Source organism: Nitrospira sp., from assembly GCA_029194675.1.
Classification (GTDB): Bacteria; Nitrospirota; Nitrospiria; order Nitrospirales; family Nitrospiraceae; genus Nitrospira_D.
This window is the reverse complement of record JARFXP010000002.1, coordinates 910,783-935,523: the sequence shown is the minus strand read 5'-3', so window position 1 is coordinate 935,523 and position 24,741 is coordinate 910,783. Positions and strand designations below refer to the sequence as shown.

The 24,741-nt window shown below is 56.7% G+C and carries 19 protein-coding genes; 5 read left to right on the top strand and 14 right to left on the bottom strand.

Features of this window, described 5'->3' with window-relative positions:
• Nucleotide 1: 1 nt before the first annotated feature.
• The 3 genes from purN to P0120_13330 all read right to left on the bottom strand — a co-directional run bounded on the left by purN (nt 2) and on the right by P0120_13330 (nt 3,157).
• Nucleotides 2-676 carry a phosphoribosylglycinamide formyltransferase gene (gene purN / locus P0120_13340; protein ID MDF0675305.1) on the bottom strand — a complete coding sequence of 225 codons (675 nt, stop codon included), beginning with the start codon at nt 674-676 and terminating at the stop codon, nt 2-4.
• Complete coding sequence (gene purM, locus P0120_13335) at nt 666-1,703, bottom strand: phosphoribosylformylglycinamidine cyclo-ligase (GenBank protein ID MDF0675304.1); 1,038 nt, start codon at nt 1,701-1,703, stop codon at nt 666-668. Before purM ends, purN begins: the two co-directional genes overlap by 11 nt.
• A 179-nt stretch (nt 1,704-1,882) precedes the next feature.
• A complete protein-coding gene (locus tag P0120_13330; GenBank protein ID MDF0675303.1) occupies nt 1,883-3,157 on the bottom strand; it encodes an ISNCY family transposase in 1,275 nt (424 codons plus the stop codon).
• 229 nt (nt 3,158-3,386) lie between these two features.
• Here P0120_13330 and P0120_13325 point away from each other — a divergent pair, with 229 nt between their 5' ends.
• Complete coding sequence (locus P0120_13325; GenBank protein ID MDF0675302.1) at nt 3,387-4,004, top strand: response regulator; 618 nt, start codon at nt 3,387-3,389, stop codon at nt 4,002-4,004.
• An 18-nt stretch (nt 4,005-4,022) separates the two neighbouring features.
• Here the strand turns inward: P0120_13325 and P0120_13320 are convergent, their stop codons facing one another.
• From P0120_13320 to P0120_13300, 5 genes are all read right to left on the bottom strand, one after another.
• Nucleotides 4,023-5,414: a sigma-54 dependent transcriptional regulator gene (locus tag P0120_13320; protein ID MDF0675301.1), complete on the bottom strand. Its 1,392-nt coding sequence runs from the start codon at nt 5,412-5,414 to the stop codon at nt 4,023-4,025.
• Between the two features lie 38 nt (nt 5,415-5,452).
• A complete protein-coding gene (locus P0120_13315; protein MDF0675300.1) occupies nt 5,453-7,786 on the bottom strand; it encodes an ATP-binding protein in 2,334 nt (777 codons plus the stop codon).
• 140 nt (nt 7,787-7,926) lie between these two features.
• On the bottom strand, nt 7,927-8,319 hold the full coding sequence (locus P0120_13310) for a DUF1844 domain-containing protein (protein MDF0675299.1): 393 nt from the start codon (nt 8,317-8,319) through the stop codon (nt 7,927-7,929).
• 262 nt (nt 8,320-8,581) lie between these two features.
• Complete coding sequence (locus P0120_13305; GenBank protein ID MDF0675298.1) at nt 8,582-8,902, bottom strand: hypothetical protein; 321 nt, start codon at nt 8,900-8,902, stop codon at nt 8,582-8,584.
• Between the two features lie 574 nt (nt 8,903-9,476).
• A complete protein-coding gene (locus tag P0120_13300; protein ID MDF0675297.1) occupies nt 9,477-10,031 on the bottom strand; it encodes a hypothetical protein in 555 nt (184 codons plus the stop codon).
• 403 nt (nt 10,032-10,434) lie between these two features.
• Between P0120_13300 and mazG the strand changes: the two genes are divergently transcribed.
• The gene (mazG, locus tag P0120_13295) at nt 10,435-11,322 is read left to right on the top strand and encodes a nucleoside triphosphate pyrophosphohydrolase (GenBank protein MDF0675296.1); all 888 of its coding nucleotides are present in this window, start codon (nt 10,435-10,437) and stop codon (nt 11,320-11,322) included.
• Nucleotides 11,319-11,936 (top strand): hypothetical protein, encoded by a 618-nt coding sequence (locus tag P0120_13290; protein ID MDF0675295.1) that lies wholly within the window; start codon nt 11,319-11,321, stop codon nt 11,934-11,936. Before mazG ends, P0120_13290 begins: the two co-directional genes overlap by 4 nt.
• A 32-nt stretch (nt 11,937-11,968) precedes the next feature.
• On the opposite strand, the gene P0120_13285 is transcribed toward P0120_13290, so the two are convergent.
• Complete coding sequence (locus tag P0120_13285) at nt 11,969-12,385, bottom strand: hypothetical protein (GenBank protein MDF0675294.1); 417 nt, start codon at nt 12,383-12,385, stop codon at nt 11,969-11,971.
• Between the two features lie 236 nt (nt 12,386-12,621).
• Between P0120_13285 and P0120_13280 the strand changes: the two genes are divergently transcribed.
• Nucleotides 12,622-13,413, top strand: coding sequence for a hypothetical protein (locus tag P0120_13280; GenBank protein ID MDF0675293.1), 792 nt, complete (start codon nt 12,622-12,624; stop codon nt 13,411-13,413).
• 82 nt (nt 13,414-13,495) lie between these two features.
• On the opposite strand, the gene P0120_13275 is transcribed toward P0120_13280, so the two are convergent.
• Complete coding sequence (locus P0120_13275) at nt 13,496-17,254, bottom strand: hypothetical protein (protein MDF0675292.1); 3,759 nt, start codon at nt 17,252-17,254, stop codon at nt 13,496-13,498.
• A gap of 444 nt (nt 17,255-17,698) precedes the next feature.
• On the opposite strand from P0120_13275, the gene P0120_13270 reads away from it, so the two are divergent.
• Nucleotides 17,699-18,427 (top strand): NADH-cytochrome b5 reductase, encoded by a 729-nt coding sequence (locus P0120_13270; protein ID MDF0675291.1) that lies wholly within the window; start codon nt 17,699-17,701, stop codon nt 18,425-18,427.
• A 39-nt stretch (nt 18,428-18,466) separates the two neighbouring features.
• Here the strand turns inward: P0120_13270 and hemG are convergent, their stop codons facing one another.
• The 4 genes from hemG to P0120_13250 all read right to left on the bottom strand — a co-directional run bounded on the left by hemG (nt 18,467) and on the right by P0120_13250 (nt 24,304).
• Nucleotides 18,467-19,942 carry a protoporphyrinogen oxidase gene (gene hemG, locus P0120_13265; GenBank protein MDF0675290.1) on the bottom strand — a complete coding sequence of 492 codons (1,476 nt, stop codon included), beginning with the start codon at nt 19,940-19,942 and terminating at the stop codon, nt 18,467-18,469.
• Entirely contained in the window at nt 19,939-20,889 is a 951-nt protein-coding gene (hemH, locus tag P0120_13260) for a ferrochelatase (GenBank protein ID MDF0675289.1), read from the bottom strand. The genes hemG and hemH overlap by 4 nt, the downstream gene beginning before the upstream one ends.
• 99 nt (nt 20,890-20,988) lie before the next feature.
• Nucleotides 20,989-22,014: a uroporphyrinogen decarboxylase gene (hemE, locus tag P0120_13255; GenBank protein ID MDF0675288.1), complete on the bottom strand. Its 1,026-nt coding sequence runs from the start codon at nt 22,012-22,014 to the stop codon at nt 20,989-20,991.
• Between the two features lie 358 nt (nt 22,015-22,372).
• A complete protein-coding gene (locus P0120_13250) occupies nt 22,373-24,304 on the bottom strand; it encodes an SUMF1/EgtB/PvdO family nonheme iron enzyme (GenBank protein MDF0675287.1) in 1,932 nt (643 codons plus the stop codon).
• Between the last annotated feature and the right edge of the window lie 437 nt (nt 24,305-24,741).

Sequence of the window (24,741 nt, the reverse complement as noted above, 5' to 3'; positions counted from 1 at the left end):
ATTACGCAGAACTGATGAGTGCCTCTCCGTCCGGCTTGGCATCATCGATGAAGACCCGCCGACCGTCGACACGAAGTCGCCCCTCGGCAAAGAGTTGTACGGCGCGGGGACAGATCTTGTGTTCTTGCACGAGGATTTTGGCGGCAAGTGTTTCGGGTGTGTCATCGTCGAGGATCGGCACGGCTGCTTGGATGATGATCGGCCCTTCGTCCACGCCTTCCGTCACGAAGTGCACGGTACATCCGGCCAGCTTACAGCCCCAGTCAATGGCCTTCTTCTGTACGTCCAATCCAGGAAATGACGGCAGCAGCGAGGGATGAATATTCATCATGCGGTTGGCATAGGCATTGACCAGCACCGCCGTGACGATTTTCATGTAGCCTGCGAGCAAGACAAGTTCGACTTCGTGTCGCTGAAGTATTTCCAGTAGTGACCGGTCGTATGCTTCACGACTGTCTGGACGTCCGACAAAGGGTTTGGGATCGACGAAAATATCGGTTAGTCCGTGCTTCCGAGCCCGTTCCAGTGCGACCGCGTCCTTCTTATTGCTGATGACAGCGACAATCTGAGCCTGTACCTGACCCGCTTCGATCGCATCGACGATGGCTTGCAGGTTGGAGCCTCGACCGGATGCCAGTACCGCCACTCGCAATGGGGTCGTTCGGCTAATCGACATACTCGACCTCCGGCTCCTCCCCGGTGGAGGAAACGATTTCGCCGATCTGCCAGCCTCGGTCGCCCAACGCTGTGGCGCGAGCCAGCACTCCGGACACTGAATCGGGCGGTACCACGAGAATCAACCCGATGCCCATATTAAAAACCCGGTACATCTCTTCCCGATCGACCTGCCCAAGACGGCTAATCACGTCGAAGATTGGAGGCACTGACCAGGTTGATCGAGCGATCCTCGCCCGCACACGCTTAGGAAACACGCGTGGCAAATTCTCCGTAATGCCGCCTCCGGTAATATGCGCGATGCCTTTGATCGGAAATTGCTCGACGAGCGCCAAAATCTGCTTCGCATAAATTCTGGTGGGTGTCAGGAGAACCTCGCCGATGGGCCCATCAATCTCAGAAAGACGGCTGGCAACGGTCAGTTTGGCTTGTTCAAACAGCACTCGCCGGGCCAGCGAGTAACCGTTACTATGGAGGCCCGTAGAGGCCAAGCCGATGACTGCATCTCCAGGCACAATGTGTCGACCATCGATGATCTTCGGTCGATCGACTGCGCCGACGACAAAACCAGCCAGGTCATATTCCCCATCAGGATAGAATGACGGCATTTCGGCAGTTTCCCCGCCGATCAAGGCGCACCCGGCTTGGCGGCAACCTTCGGCGATGCCGGCGACCACTTTCTGCGCCTTCGACACAGACAACTTCCCGGTCGCGAAATAGTCCAGGAAAAACAGCGGCTCCGCTCCGCTCACGGCAATATCATTGACACACATCGCCACCAGATCGACTCCGACGGTGTCATGCCTATCCATCATGAAGGCAATCTTTAGTTTTGTCCCGACCCCGTCGGTTCCAGAGACGAGCACTGGTTCTTTGTACTTGCCGGCTTGGAAGCCGAAGAGGCCGCCAAAGCCTCCTAAGTCGGTCAGGACCTCGGATCGAAACGTCGATCGAACAAGCGGCTTGATGCGATCGACAAGCTCATCGCCTGCATCGATATCCACGCCTGCATCACGATAGGTCGTCATAGCATAAAGACAAGGGAAGTTGAGCCTAGGCCGAGGCTGAGCGGGAAACGCGGCAATTACGTTTCAACTCAGCTTTAACCGCAACTTTAACCTACTTCGGGGGCGCATCTTAACGGAGCGTCCGACGGAGGTCAACGCACCCATCGGAATCGTGTCAAGCCCAAATAGAAATGTCCGGTTTATGTTCCGGCCGCCGCCGGGTGGTGTCCTCGTTCCTGCCGCCATCGCTTGCGCCATGGATGATCCGCCGGCGGTTTGATCGGGCGCTGCGATCGGGACACCGCCGTGACCGCTGCCGCCGACACAGGTCGCGCCGCGATCGCGTGAAAGGCGAGCGCCCGTCCGTGGTGCGTGAGCCGCATCGTCCCATCCACATGTTCTTCGACCACCACACGAGTGGCGCGGAGATTGTCGTGAACCTGATAGAGCCGCCCTTCATGAGCAATGGTGAAGTCCTTCCGCAGACACCGGGATGTCTTGATACACAGGCTTCGCTCCAGCACCTGGGCCGTCGGCTTCGGCCGATGCAGATTGACTGCGTGCGCCGGCCGCACCGCGAACCGGCGGTTGTAGACCGGCAGATAGCCCTCCAGGAATCGGTTCGCCGCCTCGAAGGTCCCAATCCGTGCGAGGCGCAACTCCTTGACCAGTCGATCCTGGAACGTCTTAAACAGCCGCTCCACCCGCCCCTTGGCCTGTGGGGAGTGCGCCGCGATCAGCTCAACCCCCAGCTCATCCAGTGCCCGTCCGAACTGACTCTGGGGTGCCTCCCCGGCCAGCTGCTCCGCCACCGTGGGCTCAGCTGGCGACTGGTAGGTCGTATGCTTGTCCGCATAGATGGCCAGCGGAATCCCCTGGTGCCGAATGTAGCGCTGGAAGCTGTCCATCGCCGGGATCGTGCCCTCGTACTCATAGAACCGAGCAAAGACGCGACTGCTCGCATCGTCGATGTAGGCCATCAGGACACCCCACGGGCCGCGCCCCTCCAACCAATCATGATGGGACCCATCCAGTTGCACCAGTTCCCCGACATGCGCCTTGCGCGCACGCCACGCGCGATGCGGTCGCTTCCGGCGTGCGAAATGATCAATCCCCCGCTCCCGCAACCAGCGCCGCAGAGTCTCGTCGCTGACCTCGAGTCGGTGCCGCTCCGTCAACTTCTCCGCCGCCAACGTCGGCCCAAAGTCTCCATAGCGTGTCTCATACAGCCGCAGCATCTTCGCCTTGACCGGCTCCGCGATGCGCCGATTCGACGGCTTCCCCCGTCCCCGATGGACACGTCCCTGGTCGCCCTCCTCCTTTACCCGCCCAAGAAGGCGCCGGATCTGACGCTCCGTCAGCCGCAACATGGTGCCCGCCTCCTGTTGTGTGATCCGCTTGTCCCGCACCTGGCGAATCACATGGATCCGCCGCAACTCCTTGGCACTCATCATCACCCTGTCCTCTCCCACCATCCCGTCCTCCTTTGAAGAACGGGCAGTCTATCAACGAAGAGGACATTTCTACTTTGGTGAAACCGGACATTATCATTTTGGGATTACACGCACCCATCGGAATCGTTTCGAAGACACTTCCTTGTTCCCTGCCTTCTGTTTTTTCCTTGCCGCTGTAAGAATACGTCCTATACTGTTATACGTATCAGCGTGGACTCTTCGAGCATACGAGCTGGCGAAGGAGGGTGTGGTGGCCATTTTGATCGTCGATGACTCGCCTGACGAGCGGCTACTGCTCCATCATCTCCTGAAGAGCTCCGGGTATCGGGACTTGATCACCGTCTCTTCCGCTCGCGATGCATTTACGCATTTGGACCTCGACCATCGCGGCGCAAATGGTCTCGCGGTAGATCTGATTTTGATGGACATCAAGATGCCGGACATGGATGGCGTCGAGGCCTGCCGCCGCATCAAGGCCATCGATGCGTTTGTAGGGGTTCCGATCATCATCGTGACGGCACGGAACCAAAGGGATTGGCTCCAGGCGGCATTCGATGCCGGGGCGACGGACTACATCAGAAAGCCGGTCGAGCAGGTAGAGCTCCTTGCACGAGTGAAATCTGCTCTCAAGCTCAAGCAAGAAACGGATGCGAGAAGGTGCTGGGAACAAGAGGTCACAAAAACCATCACTGACCTCGACCGCACCGTTCGCGACATCGCCACATTACAACAACTGATACCCGTGTGCCCATCATGTAGAACATCTCATCCCACGCACATGTCCGAGGCCGCCCTGAACGAGTACGTGCAGGCTCATCCTCAGACGAAGTTCCAGGATCTCATCTGCCCCACGTGCGCGGGACGCTGATCCTGTCCCGTCGCCGTCCTAGCTCTCAGGTCGCATCTCCACATCGAGCAACTTGATCTTCCGGTGAAGATGGCTTCGCTCGATCTTGAGATCTTCAGCGGTCCGTGAAATATTCCAGTGGTGTTCCCGAAGTTTTCGACCGATGTATTCTTTTTCGAAGGCATTCCGGGCATCTCGAAGCGAGTCGTAGGATTTTGTAAGAACCAAGCTAGGCGTTTGATTGCCTGCCGGGATCACGCCGACGGTTCGTCCTTGTAACGACAGAGTGGCTTGTGAGGCGTCGATCACAAACCCCGGCACCATGATCATGAGCCGTTCGATCAAATTCCTCAGCTCACGAATATTCCCGGGCCATTCGTACTGCTGAAACACGGCCATCGCCTCCGGCGAGACTTCCTTCATCCGCAACCCTTGCTCCTCGACATGCGTCTTCATGAAATGTCGAACAAGAGCCGGGATATCTTCTCGCCTCTCCCGCAGTGGAGGCACGACGATCGGAACCACGTTGAGGCGATAGTACAGATCCTCCCGAAATTGTCCCTTGCCGATTTCCTTTTCCAAGTCCTTGTTGGAAGCCGCCAGCACCCGCACATCAACCTTCATCAATTTGGTCCCGCCGACTCGCGTGAACTGCTGTTCCTGCAACGCCCGCAGCACTTTCGCCTGCGTATTGAGGCTCATGTCGGCGATTTCATCCAGAAACAGCGTCCCTCCATCGGCCTGCTCGAACTGACCGCGCTTCATGGATGTGGCTCCGGTGAAGGAGCCTTTTTCGTGACCGAACAATTCGCTCTCAATCAATGTCTCAGGGATGGCCGCACAATTGACTGCCACGAACGGATGGTCCGATCTGGTGCTGTGCGTATGAATGGCTCGAGCGACCAATTCCTTCCCAGTTCCATTCTCGCCTCCGATCAGCACCCGACTGTTCGTCGGGCCTGCCGTTTCGATGAGCTCCCGTAGCCGCTGCATGGCCGGAGACTGCCCGACCAACTCGAACTTTTGTTGGACCTTGGTCCGCAGCGACCGATTCTCTTGCGCCAATCGGAACTGCTCCAGCGCGTGCCTGACACGGAGCGTGACATTTTCCAACGATAAAGGCTTCTCGATATAGTCGTATGCACCCAGCTTGATGGCTTTCACGGCCGTTTCGATGGATCCATGCCCGGAGATCATCATGACCTGCGTGGTGGGCACAAATTCTTTCACCCGCCGTAGGGTCTCCAGCCCGTCCATCTCCGGCATCCAGATGTCCAGAATCATGAGATCCGGCGGGTCGGCTCCATATATTTTCAGCGCCTCAACCCCATTGGCGGCTACCGACACGTCATACCCTTCATCTTCCAGGATGCTTCGCAGGGACGTGCGAATCGCTTCCTCGTCGTCCACCACTAGAATCGATGCCGACATAACCCCTCGCTCCTTACCCCTATCCCCAGCGGTCTACCCTATACGGGCAAGTCAAACGTAAACACGGCGCCCTTCGGGTGATTGTTTCCGACATGGATTTGTCCCTCATGGTCCGTGATGATCCGACGGACGATCGCCAGCCCCAACCCGGTTCCCGTCTTCTTACGAGTAAAATACGGCACAAACAACCGTTCCTGATCCTCAGGAGCAATGCCGGGCCCCTCATCCGCCACGGTGACGATCACGCGGCGGCGTTTCGTATCATACTTTGTGCCGACCCACAGCCGCCCCTTCTGATTCATCGCTTGAACCGCGTTGTCGAAGAGATTGACGAACACACGTCTCAGTTGTTCCCGATCGAAATTGATGGACGGCAGATCCTCGTCGAGGTCCACCATCAACTCAATATCCTTCTGGGCCTCGCGATAGAGGGTCGCCACTTCCCGTACCACCTCGTGCAACGATTGTCGCGTCATTTGCGGAGCAGGCAGGCGGGCGAATTTTGAAAATTCGTCCAGCATCTGTTTCAGGCTCCCGACTTCGTTGATGATGACATTGGTGGCGTCATCAAACACCCGGTCAAGATCGGGAGATTGTTCGAAGAACTTCTTGCGTAACCGCTGAGCCGATAGTTGAATAGGAGTCAGTGGGTTCTTGATTTCATGAGCGACGCGCTTCGCGACCTCCTGCCAAGCCGCAACTTTCTGCGCCTTAATCAACTCGGTCAGATCCTCAAAGACCAACACAAACCCTAAGTCTTTGTTCGCTTCATCCCGCATACGAGACCCTTTCAGACCAATCGTGATCAGTTTCCCTTGGATATCCAATTGTCCTTCCAGGTCCAAGTCGTCGCGCTCATCGGCCAGCATACGATCATAGGCGGTCTGGAACGAGTCGAGACCGAACTCCTTGAACACCTCATTGGCCGACCGTCCTCTGAAGCGGTCGGCATCCAACCCTAAGATTCGCTCTGCGGAAGGGTTGAAGGTGGTGATCATTCCGTTCCGATCGATGGACAAAAGACCGGCAGCAATCGTATCCACCACCGTTTCGATATAGGCGCGGCGCCGATCCAGCTCGACATTGGTGTTCCGCAGCGTCAGGTTGGCTTCCTCCAGCTCCGATTTACTCCCCTGCAGATCCTGCGTCATCCGATTGAACGACTCGATCAACGTCCCAATCTCATCGGTAGCCTTGGCATCGATCTGCACCGACAGATCGCCCTGGGCGACTGCTTCGGTCGCTTCCGCCAATCGTTGGATCGGAACGGTGATCCCGCGCGCCACATAGAAGCCGAACCAGGTCGCGCTGAAGAGAATCAACACCGCCACGACGGCAACAAAAAAGTACGCCCCGGCTTTAATGGGGTTTTTCATCGCCTTGATCTGTTTGTACGCCGTGTATTGACGACCGATCCCTTCCATCTTGGTCAACAGGGATTCAGGGACGTAGGTTTCCACGACCACGACGCCCTCTAACTCACCGCGTCGGCTTCCGGAGGCCACCGGGATGGCGGCGCGCACCAACCGTCCCGTCTGGGCCTCCTGGACAGAGGTAAACTCTTGCTTGCCGTTAATGACTTGTAAGACCAGCTGACTGATCGGCAGATCCAACACCCCCGACGGAATTTCACTATCAAGTGTCTTGGTGAGAGTCTCCATCTTGCTCGAAAACACCTCGATCCCGGCGACGCCGTATTCCATCCGTTTCCGAGCCATCGCGGCGATCAAGAGATCACGCTGTACCGAGGTCAGCATGTCTTCGCGGAACAGTTCCTGAGCGATGGCTCGTGCGCTGTTGACCGCGAGCGCGACATGCCCCGCGTGCTGCATACGAGCCACCTCATACGAGTCTTTCATGACCTTCTCGATGTGCTCGCTGAACCAGACATCGACAGCCTTGTTGACCAGCCCGCTCGCGACGAAGGCCAGGAGCAGCGTCGGAATCAGTGAGAACCCGATAAACGCAGCGATGAGCTTGGTACGAAATCCTGACCCGACGAGACGGTGCCGCCGTTCGAAATACGCCTTGATCAGATTCCTGGACAATAGAAGTACCAGCACCACGAAGCCGATCAGATCCAAATTGACCAGGAGGAGAACCAGTGCGTAGCTGGTCGTCGGTAGGAAGAAACCGCTCTCTTCGGAGCCAGGCGCAACAACTTGTGAGTAATACAGCGTGAGGGCCACGCAGGGTACGAGAAGAATCAAGACGATCCAGACAGGGCGAAGATGGCGCGGTTTCCGGTCAGGCTGCTTGAGTTGGCTGTCCGAAGCACGACGCCGGTGACTGCCGACTGGGATGAGGTGACCTGCGGCACTTCCTTCGGAAGCAGATCCTACTGTCGGTATGGGATGATTCAGCTCAGACATTCACTCGTCCTTCGGCCACCGTCGGCACAAGAAACAGGGGTTTTTAGCACTATAACCGACTTGCGAGACAGTCTCAAAGCCTGCTGCACAATTTGCAGCAGTCAGAGAGCTCGCGGGACGGAGAATCAAGCGATAGGATTCTACTTTGGTGGGGCCAGCGTGACATACTTCATACGAAGGGCGTACAGCATGTCGCGCAGGACCGTTTGCTCATCAGAGGTCAGATTGCCTTTTGTCTTGCCTTCCAAGACAGACAAGAGATCGATGATTTCTTTGGCCTGCGGCAGATTGACGGGTATCGTTGCCTGGTGAGGATCCAATTGCTCGCCCATGAGCATGAGCGATGACGAGCCCAGTGAGATGACAAAGGACGAGAACGTGACCGGAGGTGACGGAGGTGTTTGGGATGGCTCGGTCGGTGCTGCAGCCGAAGGCTTTGTCTCTTTTGAGGGCGAAGCTGCCGTTGGAGCGGCCTCGGCTCCTCCGCTGGCCCGCCGATCGCGAATGACAAATCCGTGCTCTTCCTCTGCCATGTTCCTCTCTCCCCCACATTCCTAGATGGTGCCGGTACCCTATCATAGGGTCTATTCGGTCGCAAGCCGTGACGGACCTCCAGATGCGTGGTGTGGTCCTTCGCGAGGAACCCGTTGATTTTCTCATGTGGTTACGGGCGCTGCGGCACAAGCTTCAATTGCGGCGCGGTTTGAATTCGCTGGTGGAGACCGACGAAGAAAGGACGTCTCCTGCTGGAAAGTGGGGCGACTGTCTCGAATGGTGAGGCGAAAATCTCTTTCGTCAAATCACTTCAATCAAATAGGTCGTCATCCAAATGTCGATCTGTTGGAATCTGATCTTGAGCCGTTCTTTGCATTCGATGAAGTACTGCCGATTTTTCGGTTCATCGTCCGCATCGACATAGACACGAATCAGGTCATCCCGATAACTCTGGCTCTCGTGCCGCCACTGTCCGCGAATGGTTTGAGTGTCGCACGACACGGCCCCGAATTGTTGTTCCAATTCAAGCAATGTGTCGGCAATCGCGTTGTCGGGAACTGCGGAACCGTCATTAAAACGCAGCGGCAGGAGAACCTCGAAACGCCGAACCATTCTGCTCATAAGTGGGCGGTCCCTCGGCGGTGAATACGATCCCCTCCACCGCGAGAAACGGCAGAGCATCCTCCGGCACCAACATTTCGCCACTCGCCCAACTCTTGAAACGGAAACGACCGGCAAGTCGACCAAGTGCGGCGCGTTTTGATTCCGGATTTGGAAAGCGTATGAGAATCATGATGTCAGTCTATACCATCACTCTTTAAGGGGCAAGTTTTATGAGCCTCCGCACCAGCTCAACTTGGTGCTCTTGACGAGCATGCCGATGGACGAGATGTTCGGTGCGCTGCCGTCTTTGGTACCTCGTAGGCGATCGCACGAAGACATGCGACGGTGATCAGCGTTGAAACGCTTCACGAAAGGCCATAGTGAGAATTGGAGCGAGAAATATTTTCATACTTCTTTGCCGAACGGTCCGGGTCACCGACGCGCGGCAGGGATGCCGCACAACGAAGGCACTTCATCTCTGGAGCTTGCTCGACCATACGGTGGAGAACCTACGGTAGACGCGCGATCGGTGCAACCGGTAGTTAGAGCACTGGCCAGCCTTGCTGGGTAGCGCCGGGAAAGTCAAAGACGTTTACAAAGCCACAACTTGATAGTGCTTCCCAAGCTGATTCTGCCCCAAGAGGGCCGATGTACGATTCAGATTGATGGCAGGAAGGAACACTTCCAAGATCAATGGTTCAGTACACCCTAGGTTCCTGAGTCGGCTAGCGGCGGCGTTTGCCCCTGCTGGTAGCAAAGCCTGAAATCCTGGAGCACCGAAGTTGAGTGAGACCTGCCCATTCGGCAGATGCTCCGCAAGCCCCGGAACGATGCACATAAGATGTCGCAGCATAGCTCCTGGAGTCAGCCACTGGAGCCAGTCGGGGTATGTTTCCTGAACCAGCCGTGCCCATGCGGCTACCTCTGGAATCTCATCAATCGGGCGAGGGTCATGATCAAAGCCATCAAAAGTGACTTCGGCGAAGTGCGGCGTACTGTGTTTTGCAGTGAGCGCTGCAAGCGAGTCGAGTAGCTGCGGCACGGCCTGGATATTATGGCTACGTACCGAGGCCGAAGACACCGAAAACACAGCGCCAGGTATCTTTCGGGCAGACTCGCCTCCGAAGAGGCGTTTGAGGAAGCTCATAGCGAAAACCTCCAGTGCGCTCGGATCTTCATTCCGGTGAACCAGCGCTCTAACAATGTTTAGGCCGATCCGCATAAGAGCTGGATCTGCCAATTTCTAGCCGCATAACACGCCACAACTGTTCGTGAACAATACGCAACAATAGCTGCATTTTCAATTGGCCACGACTGTGTGACCATTTGTGACGGGTTCTTATGCGGATCAGCATAACGCCCATCCTTGCACGGGCTCACATCCCATCCCGGCGCATAAGGCACAAGAACAACACGCGCACATTTTCAGTCTACTCATGCCCACCGTCAAGGCCTCCTCTAGATAGCCGCCATTGAAGCAACAGCCGTTCTCGGTATAGAGTGGCGAGAACCTTCAATTTTCCCCAGACGTTTGGACAGGTCCACAGCCGATGTCGACGCGATTTACCAAGGTGATTGAGATCATGGCGGCGCTTCGCGCTCAGGACGGATGTCCGTGGGATCGCAAGCAGACACACGAGTCACTGAAACCCTATCTGCTAGAAGAAGCCTATGAAGTCCTCGAGACAATCGACCAGCGTGACAAGCAGAAACTGCGAGAGGAACTCGGCGATGTTCTTTTACAAGTCATCTTTCACAGTCAGATTGCCTCGGAAACTGGATCGTTTACCATCGAGGATGTTCTCGATACGCTCGCTACGAAACTGATCCGCAGACATCCCCATGTATTCGGGAATGGTGACCAATCGAGGGATGTTTCGAACAGCGACCAGGTCTTGAGTCAATGGGAAGAGATCAAGCGTGCCGAACGGGAAGCTGCGGGGACAAAGCAGTCCGCACTCGAAGGAGTGCCGAAGACCTTGCCGGCATTGCTGCGGGCCTATCAAATTCAAGCAAGGGCATCCCGAGTCGGTTTCGACTGGCCACAGAGTGAAGCCGGTCTGGAACAGATCTTCGGAAAAGTGGTCGAGGAAATCGGCGAACTGCGGGAGGCGTTGGCCCAGATTCCAACCGAGACCGAACCGGTGTCTCATCAGCCCAGCGAGCGGGAGGCAATCGAAGGAGAACTGGGAGACATTCTGTTTTCCCTCGTGAATCTCGCCCGTTTTCTGAAGGCAAATCCTGAAGATGCCCTGCGTCGATCCACGAACCGTTTCATCGATCGGTTCCATCTGGTGGAGGCACAAGCTGCAGATAAGGGCCGGTCATTGACAGACATGACGCTGGCCGAAATGGACGAGCTGTGGGATGAAGCCAAACGACGGCTGCAGAGCCCACAGTCGGACGCCACACCGCACATCGGAGATCGCGTTCCATGACGAAAAACCAAGAGCCCTACGAAGAGGGCAAACGTGCCGGTGCCCATCCGTTACTCGTGGTATTCGGCATCCTCATCGGACTCTGGTTGTTCGTCGCCCTGATCGTCCCCAGCTCGAAGAACAAACAGGCGACCGGCACTGAAGGTCCCAATGTCCCAGTCATCGAGGATCCGGAAGCGGCGCCTGTCATGTTCAAAGTCCAGACGACCATCCTGGATATGAACACCCTGGGGTTGGTCGTTCCCTCTCAAGCGACGGATAGTCAGATCGTCGGCCTCTTGAAACGCCTCAAACAAGCACGTCTGGATGGTGCACTCAGTGAACAGCTCCCCTCGACCACACCAGGCCACAAACTCGGCGATCACGCCATCGCCGACATCTTTATCTTCTCAGATAAGCAGTTCGCGGGAGAGGATACGATCCGTACGCTGGCGCGAGGGGCCCATGCACCTGGGACGCTCTACCCGAACGCCGTTCCGTTCGAGGTGGCCATGGAGCAAGTCCGCGGCCACTACCGTATCGACCTGAATGATACCGGTAGCCCGGACAAGGGATCGCTCGGTTTCGCGGACGAATCAGGCGTCCACTCGAAACACTACCGAAGAATTTTCTGAGGAATCCGGCTCACATCTTTTCCCGCAAGGAGTCAGATGCCTGTGCGTCTCCTCACTTCTTCCCGGATCACCGATTGATTCGCCTCAAACAACACCTCTAGCTTCGGGAACAGATGCGCGAGCGGCCCGATAAATGGCGCCAGCATCACGTCGCGTCGTTCCGTCAGCATTCCCTCCCCTTCAGCCACCCGCATCTTCCAGTCGGCAATCGTTTTTGAGAGGATGTTGCTCACCACCAGTTGTTGGCCCGGCGAGCCGACAACCATCCCGAAGAGGCGACGCTTCAGCACCTCCAGTTCATCCGGTATTGATACCTTCACGCGCACGCCATGTGGCGTCGCCCACGTGGACCGTTGAATCGAATAATCGTAGGAAAATACTTGCTCACGCGGCTCACGAAATGGACCGTTGATGTCCACAATGGCGAAAGCACTTTCAGCCGACGGCATGGTTCGCTCGCCCTCCTGGGTGACAATGATATTCCCTGTCGACCTACTATAAGAGCTTGAAGTTGGGAAGGACAAGAGGCTATCTATAATGGCAACGCAGCTGAGGACGACCGTTTGGCTCAGTATTCAGAGCTCCGCGGTTCCCTCACCACGACAGCTGCGGTGAAAATCCAGAGCACGAGACAGCTTTTTGACACACTGATATACTCCGACCAAGGATTCCTTCGGGAGAAGGCATGGCCAAGAAAGGCTATCCTGGACTCGTGTTGGTGCCGCCCAGCGATCGAACGATCCTGAGACGCCGGCTGCTTCATTGGGCCTTGTTCATCATCGCGCTGATCTGGGGTGCATCGACACTGCCCCTGTGGCCATCCGCCTCAAACGATAGCGCGAACTGCCCGCCTGGTGCCGGGGAGCAAGCCTCCGGCAAATCCCCTGAACCATGTGGCCAACCGCAATCGGCCACGGAGCCGCCGGCAAGTCAGAGCGAGTTCAGCCTTACGCCGCTTTCACAGGCAGAAGGCCTGGGTGAGTCTCAGAATCCTCCGGCTTCACCGACCCCTGACCCCGATGGGCTCGCAACCCAGAACAATCGTGACCAAGCCTCACCGCCCAAATCCTCCGATCCGACCGACCGTCCCTCTGGTCACAAGGTGGCACCACCAGGTAACGAGAAATCGACATCCAGTTTGCCGGCCGCAAAACCAGCCCAAAGTCCGGGCATCGATGTTCGCTTAGCCGAACAGGGCGATGCATTTGCCCAGTATCGCCTCGGACGCTATTACGCACGGCGTAACGGGTCGCAGACGCCGGAGTCAGTAAACTGGTACAAGAAAGCTTCTCCCGGTCTCCACCGCCTGGCTGAGACCGGCAACGGACAAGCGATGTACGTCCTGGGGGTCATGTATGCCTATGGGCGCGGAGTGACCAGGGATACGAAGCAAGCGCGGCACTGGTTGACTCAAGCGGTTGAACAGAAGGTGACAGCCGCTCAGCCGGTTCTGGCGAGTCTCCAAGCTCAGCATTAGGCCGATCCCAAACCGAAGGTGAGTGAAGAAGGCAAGCGGTAACCGCTTAGAGGACCTCTCAATCCTCCTCTCCATCTTGAAGTTACGCGGAGGACGCCGTGTCAAGCTTCTCTTTCTTGGGCGCAGTCAACCCCTGGGAAAAGGCACCCAGGAGTCCCGGCAGCACGCCTAGGAAGGCGAGCGTAATCGCCCGATATTGCTCCTGCGTCAACATCAAAAATACCATGATGAGCACCAAGCCTACTCCGATGGGTCTCCACACTTGGAACCACGCACCAGTCCTCGCTTGGGCAATGTCCTCATCAAGCCGCTCTTCCAAGCCCGTCCTGATGATGAAACGCCGGAAACTTTCGTTCATCGGACGCAGCTTCAGATCCGCGACGATCAACCCATTTGTCAACAACGGACCGATATCTGGATTTCTGCTGTGCAGAAAGCCGTCCCGTGCCAGATTGAACAATGACCGGCGCTGAGACGCAGTACGTTGCTCCCACATCTGTAGGTACTGGCTTGTCGCCGCTTCCAGAACCTCTCGAATGAGTCGCTCCTTGGCGACCTCAAAATCACCTTCAATGTCCTGTTGCAACATGTTTTCACGAGATGTGAGAAGCTCCTTCGACCATGGAATCCCGGTCAGACGCAGCGCGTCGCGCAAGCCGGACATTTCTTTGGCGAACACGTCCGACAATCCCGGCGGCCATGAAGAAGGCGCTTGGCGATCCTGACGCATTTCGGCAATCCCTTGCCCTGCGTCCGTCGCTGTCGAGCCGCTTGAAGGACGCGAAAAATCCAACGGAAGGACGCGCCGGGCGGCTAACGTCGGCAACACATAACAAGCCCCATAGAGCAAGGCGCTCACGCCCAGGAGTGCCAGCGCTTCTCCGACCAATCCGAACGAAAGCGACCCTCCCAGCGCACAGAGGACTGCGGCGAAAACATAGGTCATCTTGACCCGGAGCGCCACCAAGGGAACCAGGCCGCCAAAGACCAACAACGAATAGAGCCACTGCGGGACGGCTGGAGGGATTTGCGAATACAGGCTGATTGGGGAGGTGGTCCCCTGAGAGCGGTCTATGAGCCCCAACGTTCCGCGCTCTGATTCGTGCCACCGTTCAGGCTCTTCCAGGAACATGTCGGTCTCTGCCCCGCTCTGGCCGAATCGAGGTCTATCAATGATGTGATACAACCATCGAATCAGACGTTCATCCCCTCGTTGGACCGCGGGTCTCGAAGCTGAGCCACAATTCTCGCTTTCCTTACTGTTCCGCCAACAGCTTTGGAACGGAAAATCGGCATACACATAATTCAAGCCTGAAAAATCCAGGAGGAAATCCGTTCGAACCTCGCCATCGTGGTTTGCTTCGTGGAATAACGCAGGAGCATGGAAATCCCGAACCCCTTGAGCTTGAAACGCGCGATCACGGATAAGATCGACCTGAGCGAACTTCGTCAAGAGCCGCCACTCCACATCCACCGCCACTCGAAAGATCACCAACGCCGGTATCATCACAAAAGCCACCAATATCAGCGTCACCACCAGCGCATAGAACCGGCGATACCTCCGTCGGGCCGACACATCTGTCTTGTCCTTACGGATAGCATCGGCGTTGACATGAGTGACCGACACCACCGCCGCGACAAGCGCCGGCAGCAGTCCCCACAACAACATGTCCGAGTAGGAATGAGGGCGCGCGTACCAGATGCCCACTGCGCCCAACGAAACAACGAACAATCCGATGGCCATCTCATAGCGATGCAAAGGCTGCGACTGTGGCGACACCCATCGATACGTTGCCTCATTCGTGCGCGAATACATCCACCATCCCACGATTCCGATGCTCAATGCGATGATCGCATAGAGGAAGAACAAGACACCGCTTGAATAGAGGGCACGAAGATTCAAAACCCGCAACATATCTGTGTCCCAGTAGGTCACCAGCGACCAGTACACATCGGAAGGTTCAATGAACTCTGCCTCAAGAAAAAGAGGAGCGATATGGAAGTGCCGATCCTTTCCCCAGTAGCGCCCATCAAATTGAGTCGTCGCGTGGGCAAAGACGGCCTGTCGAAGGCGTCCGTCTCTATCGGTCTCCTCGAACAAGTTCTCGCGCAGATTCCGCCGGGGATCCGAGTGAAAGAGGACATCCCCCTCCTGATTGATCACGGCAAACCCCAATCCAGGAGGCACGCCGGCACCCGTAACCGAAGGCAATTTGACTTCCAGCCCCGCCACGATAGGCCGACCGGGATTTCGACCTTCAGCGAATGCCGTGCTTTTCCTCGAAAGCACCGCGGCGTTGCCGCCGGTGGTCCGGGAAAAAATGGGCTCAATCCAGAACTTTTGTCCATCCTGTTCACGGATCACTGTTTCATCAGCCAGGATGCGCCGCACATACTGTCGCTCTTGGAGATTCACGTATTTCCATGGATGCGGTTCGCGTGACCGGATGATCTTAAGTTCTCCACTCGATCCCACCCAAAACACGGCCTTGACGTCAGGATAGACGATTTGCACATCGCGATTGTCGTTATGATCCGCCGAGCAATCGTCGGACGTCGTCGGGAAGAAAGCAAACCCTTTCTCTTGACCGCCCGTCTTCATTCCTATGCACAAGCGTTGTGCCAACTGTGGTTCCGCTGGTTCACGTGTTAGTCTGCGCCGACAATCCGACACCGCATTGCACGATTCGTCGAACACATCCAGTTGTTGCAAGCCCAGCTCCACATTGGCCTTAAACTGCTTCCTAATTTCTTTTGAGACCGCCTCCAATCGTGTATCCAAGTGTTGCTCCAAATTGTGGTACGTCGCGATATCGGCCAGACCGAACGTCAGCACGGCGACTCCCAGGAGCGAGAAAACGATCAGCACGACAATGGAGATGGGAGTCAGTCGTTCAGTCGGCACATTTGTTCGCAGCTTGACGTACGGCAGCACAAAGAAGAGAACGAGCAACAGCCCGGCTATGAGCAGAAGAGGATTGAGCGGTATGGCACGAGCCTCGGCATAGAATTGCCCGGCGGGAACAATGCCCACGAGAATCAATGTTTGAGCCGTTTCCGGATCGGCAAGCAGATCCATCGCCTGGGCAAATATCGCATGGGCTATCCCGCCGATGGGCGCCTCGTTGAACAGCGGGAGCTTTGAAACCAACGCTCCGGCCCCATCTTTCTCTGCACCACCATTTTTCGACTCCGAATCATTGCCCCTGTACAGGAGGGCCGAGACATCCTCGAATTCAAACCCGGAAGGATCTCGCGTGGACGGATGATGGTACAGAACCCGTCCCGTGCGCTCAGCCAACAGCACATCTGAAAAGATATCCTCGGTCACCAATTGCTTCATGATCGTGCCGATATCCATCACGGCGGTGATCTTCCATCTGGTCTGTATCGGCCTTGCGCGATCTTGATGCACGTACGTCAATTTGATGGAGGAGACGCCGTTTGGGTAGATGAACTTGGCGGCGAATCCATCGATATCTTTGGTCTCTTCGGCAATTGTCACATCCCGAAGGTCCGGCAGTGCTTGCACGGCCTTCCTATAGGCCTCCTTGCGGACCGCCTTGTCCTGACAGGGTGAGTCGTTACAGGATGGTTCGCCCTCGATCACAGACTTGAGCGCGGTTCCACAATTGGCCACCATCGTTCCTAAGGCGCGGCTGGTGACCGTTAAAGCCCGGAAATTGCGCTCTTGTAAGTGGAGGGTCTCTGTTTCAACGTATCTCCAATACCCGACTCCACAGAGTCCGAGGACAAGAAGCACCACACCAAACACCACTCTGGTCACGCTGTTCGTTTCGGATGGTGACCGAGGAGGGAATATGTTAAATCCTCGCATCATGCGCTCACGATGTATGGGACCCTCATGAAGTGCCAATAAAACGATGCCAAGCGCAATTCTTATACCACGTTGGACTACTTAGGGATAGCCGGGTAAAGTATAGCATTCCAAGCCAGTGCAGGGGCTAGATTCAACAAACGGCGTATCTCAGCCCATTGGGCTGTATCGGTTCCGATACGATCTGTATCAGTTCTGATTCACTTTCTTGAGTCGTCCTGTCCAATCTTGCTCTACGGCCTTCTTTTCTCTTGGCGGCACGGCATCAAGTTTCCCTCGACCTATGGACGCATGATTGACCCGACGGTAGTGGTGGAGACCGGCCACAATCCGGATGGACTGTGATTGAATGTCTCGCTGGATCCGCGAACGACTTCTGCTATTTTTCGCTCGTCATCAAGACTCTGACGTTGCACCGATCATTGCGATCGCATAAAATGCGCCACCGTGGACACCATCACCTGCATCAAGACCAAAACCCCCACTCCGTACAAGCTAGTTGCAATCGAACCGGACACCCATGACACGAAGACGTTCCGCTTCGAGCTTCCTGTCGATGCGACGCTGGATATGTTGCCCGGCGATTTTCTCTACGTTCATGCAGGGATCAACGACAAACAGGTCAAGCGGCCATACACTCCCTCGTCGCTTGTCGGCACGACGGGTTCCTTCGATCTGACGGTCAAGCGCTATGATGCTGGTTCCGTCTCGAAATACCTGCACGATCAGCGGATCGGAGATACCGTGTTGATGAGCGGGCCGAACACCGGTGGGCATTGGGTCGATGGAATGGCGAAGCGAGTGGGATTTGTGGCGGGAGGCACCGGGATTACGCCGATGATCTCCATCATTCGCTGGATTCTGATCAACAAGATCGATGCGGAGTTATTCCTGATCTTTGCCAACAAAACCGAATCGGACATCATCCTCCGACAGGAGTGGGAACGCAATGTCCGAGACTCGCCGAGCTTTCACTGCCACCACGTCTTGGAGCAGCCGCCTCCCAAATGGACAGGTAGTACAGGTCGCGTCACCCCTGAAATACTTCGGCGCCATCTTCCTGCTCCAGCTGCCGACACCTGCATTTTCCTCTGTGGCCCACCACCGATGGTCGACGCGTTGGAAGTCGTGCTGAAGGAACTAGGCTACCCGCAGCAGGCCATTATCCTTCCATAAGTCATCGACAATCGCCAGATCTCGACCTTGGCCTTACGCTCACCCTATTTCCATGGTTGATCGTCTGACCACATCGATGTTGCCTAAAAGATCCTGCACCACCCGCTCGGCCGCCACAGCTCCATCACGAATGCAGTCGGGGATGCCGACTCCGCGATAGCCGGCTCCGGTAAGCACAAGTCCTGGATAGCGGCTCACCGCCGCATCGAGTTGCGCCAATCGATCGAGGTGGCCCAGCGTGTACTGCGGCATCCCCTTCCACCAGCGATTCACTTCACTGTAACTCGGCTCTGCTCTGATGCCGCACAGCGCGGACAGTTCGGCGCGGACTTTCGCCGTCAATTGCTCGTCGTCCAATCGCAGAATCTCTTCTCGCCCTACTCCACCGACATAGCAGCGCAGCAAGAGCTGATCTGCCGGGGCACGATGCGGCCACTTGAGCGAGGTCCACGTTGCGGCGATTAGATGACGCTGCTCCGTTCGCGGCACGATAAATCCGAATCCTTCTATCGCAGTCGTCAGAGTCCGTGGCAATGCCATCGCAATTGTTGCAGTGGACGCATAGGGAATCATGTCCAATAACCCGCCGGCTATCGGCGACAACGGACGCACCAGGTCCGCTGATACATACGCAGGGGTTGCAAGGACCACGCTTTCCGCAGAAAGTGCCGATCCATCTTGCAACACAAGGTCGTACATCCAGCGGCCGAGCTCATGCGACCTCACTCTGAGGGCCTCGACTCGAGCTCCCATGCGCAACTCAACCCCCTGCTGCGTCAACCGACTCGTCAAGGCGGTCACTAAATCGCTGAGGCCATTCTTTAAACTGACAAACATCGTCCGTCTTGGTTGATCTGTCGAAACTGATGAAGCGGCTTTCTTGGTTGCCATCATGCCGCGAATGATGCTGCCATGCCGTTGCTCCAGCTCAAAAAACCGCGGGAACGTGGCTCGCAGACTCATTTGCTCGGCGTCTCCCGCATAGATTCCTGCCATCAGCGGTTCCAAGACCCGCTCATACGCTTGCGCCCCAAACCGACGGCGAAGAAAGGCGCCCAACGATTCATCGCCCGTTGAAGGACCTCGTGGAACAGCGATCTCCAGCCCCATACGCGCCAACCCTGTCCACGTGAGTAGACCGCTTCGAAAGAACGACCCCAGTTGCTTCGGAACGAAAGAGAGCAGTCCCTCTGGTAAGTCATGCAGCCGCCCGCCATAGAGCACAGAGGCTTTCTTGGCCGTGGCATTGGTATTGATGAGTTGGTCGGCAAGGCCAAGCTTCAGGCAGAGATCGAGGCCTGCCTCTTTTTGAGAAAGGAAGGAGTCCGGTCCGGCTTCTGTGACTATCTCGCCGATCCGGTGCGTGACGATCTTTCCTCCCCAGGATGGGTCAGATTCGAGGACGGTGCAATGGATAGGAAGGTTTGCCTTGGTGGCCTTCTCGTGCAGCGAAAACGCGGTGGCCAGACCGGAAATGCCGCCGCCTACAATCACGACTGTACGTGGTCGAGTCACGACTGGATGCAGAGAGACGATTCGTGTGCCGTCAACACGTCGTGTAACGTCGCGATGAGCGCGGGGGAATCGTTCAACATGGCCATGCGTTGGAGTTGTAGGCCTTTGTTCACCGCGAGCTGCTTGAGTTCGATATCAATATCGAAGAGCGTTTCCACATGATCGCAGACAAATCCGATGGGGGCTACCAGCACGTGCCGGTGCCCTCTCTGCCGGATGGTATCCAACATGGCTTCAACTGTCGGTCCAAGCCACGGCTCACTGGATCGCCCCTGGCTCTGATAAGCGAAGTACGTCGGTTGGTTCCCCAAGGATCGAGTCACAGCCTCAACGGTACCCTTGACCTCGTCTGGATAGGGATCCTTCATTGCCACGATCCGTTCCGGCAGACTATGGGCAGTAAACAGCACGGGCACCGATGCTCGCGCATCGGCAGGAAATGCAAGTAGCCCCTTCCGAATGTTGTCGACGATCGCAGCGATCAATCGAGGGTGCCGGTTCCAACTGCCGACATACGTTACTTCGGTCGAGTCTCTCAACTCGGCACGGGCCTCTTCCACTTTCCTCCGATAGGCGCCGGTGCTCAAGGAGGACTGTTGAGGAGCCATACAGACCGCGATGATCTGTTCCGGTGATTCCTTCAGCAGCTCGGTATACGTTTCCTTGATGAAGGGATGCCAATGTCGCAAACCAACATACACTCGATATCGACCATCACCCGATTCATTCAGTTGTTGCTCAAGTTTCTTCGCGACTTCCTGTGTGATGCCGACGGCCGGCGACTTGCCCCCGGTGACACGGTATCGCTCACGAATCTCCTCTACGAGCTCCGGCGGTGTCGGCCGCCCACCTCTCACATCGCGCAAAAACGGCTCGACGTTCTCCAAGCAATCGGGTCCACCCATGGCCATGAGCAGGACTGCAGTATGACGTTGCGATTCAGACATAGGGGTTCAGGGTCAATAGCTACCGAATGATAGCGGATGATAAGACGAACGATGCCGCTGAACGGATGTGCTTTCCCTCATCAGCCATACGCTCTTGTTTTATCGTTGGCTGAGCTTGTGCACCATGTCGATCGTCGCTGCCACGTGTTCGACCGGTGTTGTGGGCAGTATGCCGTGACCGAGGTTGAAGATGTGCCCGGGACGCCCTCCCGCTCGCCGTAAAATATCCTCCACCCGACGTTCGATTTCGTGGAGCGGCGCAAACAGCACGAGCGGATCTAGGTTGCCCTGCACGGCGCGATCATGCCCGACCATGGTCCAGGCCTCGTCCAGGTGAACCCGCCAGTCGACCCCGATGACATCACCACCTGCCTCGCGCATCTGCCACAGAATGGCCGTGGTGCCGGTGCCAAAATGAATCATCGGCACGCCTTCCCGCTTGAGCCCATCGAAAATCCGCTGGACGTGCGGCATGACGTATTCGGCATAGTCGCCAGCCGAGAGACAGCCGACCCAGCTGTCGAAGAGTTGAATGGCCTGAGCTCCCGCCTTGATCTGTCGCCGGAGATACCCGGTGAGCACGCGCGCGAACTTGTCCATGAGGCGATGCCAAGCGGTGGGATCGCCATACATCATCTGCTTGGTGTGCAGATAGTTGCGGGACCCTCCGCCCTCAATGGCGTAGCTCGCGAGCGTAAACGGCGCACCGGCAAACCCGATCAACGGCACTCGTCCGTCGAGGGCGCGTCGCGCTTGGCGGATGGCCTGGGCCACATACTCCAGTTCGTCCCCGTCGATGACCTTGAGGTGATCCACCGCCGCTCGGTCGCGAACCGGATTGTGAATGACGGGCCCTTCCCCGGCGGCAAACTCGAGGCTGATCCCCATCGGTTCCAACGGCAACAGGATGTCGGCAAAAATAATGGCGGCATCCAACGGGAACCGATCAATCGGCTGCAGAGTGACTTGGGCTGCAAGCTCCGGCGTCTTGCACATTTCGAGGATCGAATGCTTCGCGCGCAACGTCCGGTACTCGGACATGTAGCGTCCTGCCTGGCGCATAAACCATACGGGCGTGCAATCGACTGGTTCGCGGCGACAGGCTCGAAGAAATCGGTCGTTCATCGCAGCGGCATTTTAGAGGCGCATCAGCGAAGCTGTCAATTCCAACCCTGCCGCCATCATGCCAAGACAACAGCCGCAACCGGCATCTGTTGCGGAAACAGCGGCTAGTGTAGCGTCCAGGAAATATGTTCGTGGTGAGCCTGTCGAACCATGAACGGAACTGCCTGAAATCTTGCGCCCTTCGACAGGCTCAGGGCGACCGGATTATCAAATGCATTTATGGGACACAATACTAGAAGGCTGCCGGTCCCTTCCTCGGTCATGAGAACCCCCGACTAGTATTCGATGCCTCACAACGAGAAACAAATAACCAAGACCAGAAGAAAATGAAAAAGAGCTGTGTATTTGTGTATTAAGGTTACTGCGGAACGTCCTGGGCGCAACGGAACCCAATATTGCTACCCCGTTCCGTGGGTAGGTTCCTTTGCCGGTAGGCGGAGCGCACGTCGGCCGGTTCCCAGGACCAGGAGCCACCGCGCACCACCCGAGACTTGCCGTTAGCCGGCCCGGTCGGATTGCGCTCAGGACCCTTCCTGTAATAGTTCTCGTCATACCAATCCGCCGTCCACTCCCAGACGTTACCAGCCATATGGTGGAGTCCATACGGACTGTTGCCCGCTTCGTAACTATCAACCGGTGCGAGGGGGTCGTCATAGAGGTTGGTTGTGAAATGTTGCCCGAAGTTTGCAAGCCTCACTGTCGGTTGTTCGTTACCCCATGGGTATGTTCGCCCATCCGTTCCGCGAGCAGCCTTCTCCCACTCCGCCTCCGTAGGTAGTCGCTTCCCAGCCCACTCGCAATAGGCCTTTGCATCATGCCAATCGACCCCCACGACGGGCAGGTTCCGATGCGTTCTGGTGTCCACCTGATCCCAATAGTGAGGTTTCGACCTATTCTGCGCCCGCACGAATTCGGTATATCTCGCGACCGTCACTTCGAACTTGTCCATGTAAAAGGCGTCCAGATAGATCTGATGACGCGGGTGTTCGTCTTTGCGTCCTTCACTATCTGGCGAGCCCATCCAGAATTTTCCCGCAGGAATCAGCACCATCGGCGCGCCGTCCTTGCCGGTGATATTCGTCGGAGAGTCGACTGCTGGTTGCGACTTGGTAACCGTCGCCTGGGTTGACGGCTCTTGTGTCTTGGAAGGGCGGGCTGTCTGCCGCGACTTGGTATCCGTCGTCTTGATAGCCGTTGTTGCTTGGGTCGTGGTGGGTTTCGCTTGCGGTGCCGCCACCGGAGGCTGTTCGACAGGCACGAACTGAGTGGGCGGTCTCATCACCTCAGTAGGAGCGCTCGTCGATTGCGTAGTGGGCTGGTATTGCGGTGAAGGGCTTTTGGAAAAGATCAGAAAATAGGCGAGCGCACCTATCGCTGCCAGCAGACCAAGACCAATAGGAAGAACGGAGAAGGACGATGTCGATACGACCGGATGAGTCGGATAGTCCGAGTAGTCCGCACCGGCTGATTGGTCTGTGTGAATGAGTTCGGCCCCCTCTGTCGGTTCCGGAGATACAAGGGGCTCCCCCGCCAAGTCCTGGGCCACAGCGCGAGCCTCTACGGTGGGCTGTTTGGCGCCAGTCACTCTCGGTCTGGTTCCCCTTCTCTTGCTCTTGCGTGATTTGGCAGCCATCTCCCTCTGGGGCGTTGGGGGCGATGATGCCGCCGGTAGCTCCTCGCCAGGCCCCACAGGGGCTGTTGGCACATCAGCGCTCACTACCGTGACGGTGGTGTCCGGAGTGGACGGCTGCTCATCAAGCTGCCCGCCGGCTGGTTCCACATCGTCGGTATGCTGCGGGAGCGGCTCTCTGTCCGGTTCAGGTGTCGGGCTCGTTGGTGCAGGCAGTGGCTCTTGGCCTTGGGTTGCGGGCGGTTGTTGAAGCACGGAGTTCGTCGGAGTACCGATCAGCTGGGCGATATCGTCAATAAACTGGTCGAAGCCGGCATGGCCCTGGTCCGGATGCCAGTCCATCAAATGCGCAGCTTGCAGATGCTCAAATTCCAGCGGGATCTCGACCTCGTCCAACAACATCACCGGGAAGAGGATTCCCCTTCGCAAACCACTTCTCGATTCATTCTTCACCCAGGTACTCTTCACCGAGGTGTTGGTCCATACCACCACGACGGACCTGGCAGCCTTCAACGCCTCGTGAATGACCTCGTCGAACGACTTACCCGCAGGGATCCGCCGATCCCACCAAACCGACCATCCCTTCCGTTCCAAGGCTCGCGCTAGGGCCTGTACTCGGCCCTTGTCTTCGCTGGAGTAACTGATGAAGATGTCACTCATGGCTCTAGCCCTATTTCTGTCACCGACGCAGTTTCATCTCAACGATCCGTTGTCTGGGAACAAGAAGGACCCAAGTGTAACGTGAGTACGTAGCACTGTCTAGAATCTGTTTCAGGTCGCGGGGCTGTGCTTCGAAGAGCCTGTCCTGAGTTCATCGAAGGGCTCATGCTTCGACAAGCTCAGCACGAACGGAAGACTTCAGTACATTCAATGACGGCCCCGTTCGTCCTGAGGCTCTCGAAGGATGAACGGAGGGTTTTACCGCAGCCTGCTAAATGAATAGATAGTGGATGCCAGTCCGGTACAATCACACCCGCGGGATCATGCAAAAATCAGGTTTTACTTTCGTGACCTTCCATGTATAATGACGACCTAGCCTATCCTGCAGGACCAATCAGCTTAACCGGGACCACGGCTCCCTGTCTCCCACCACAGTG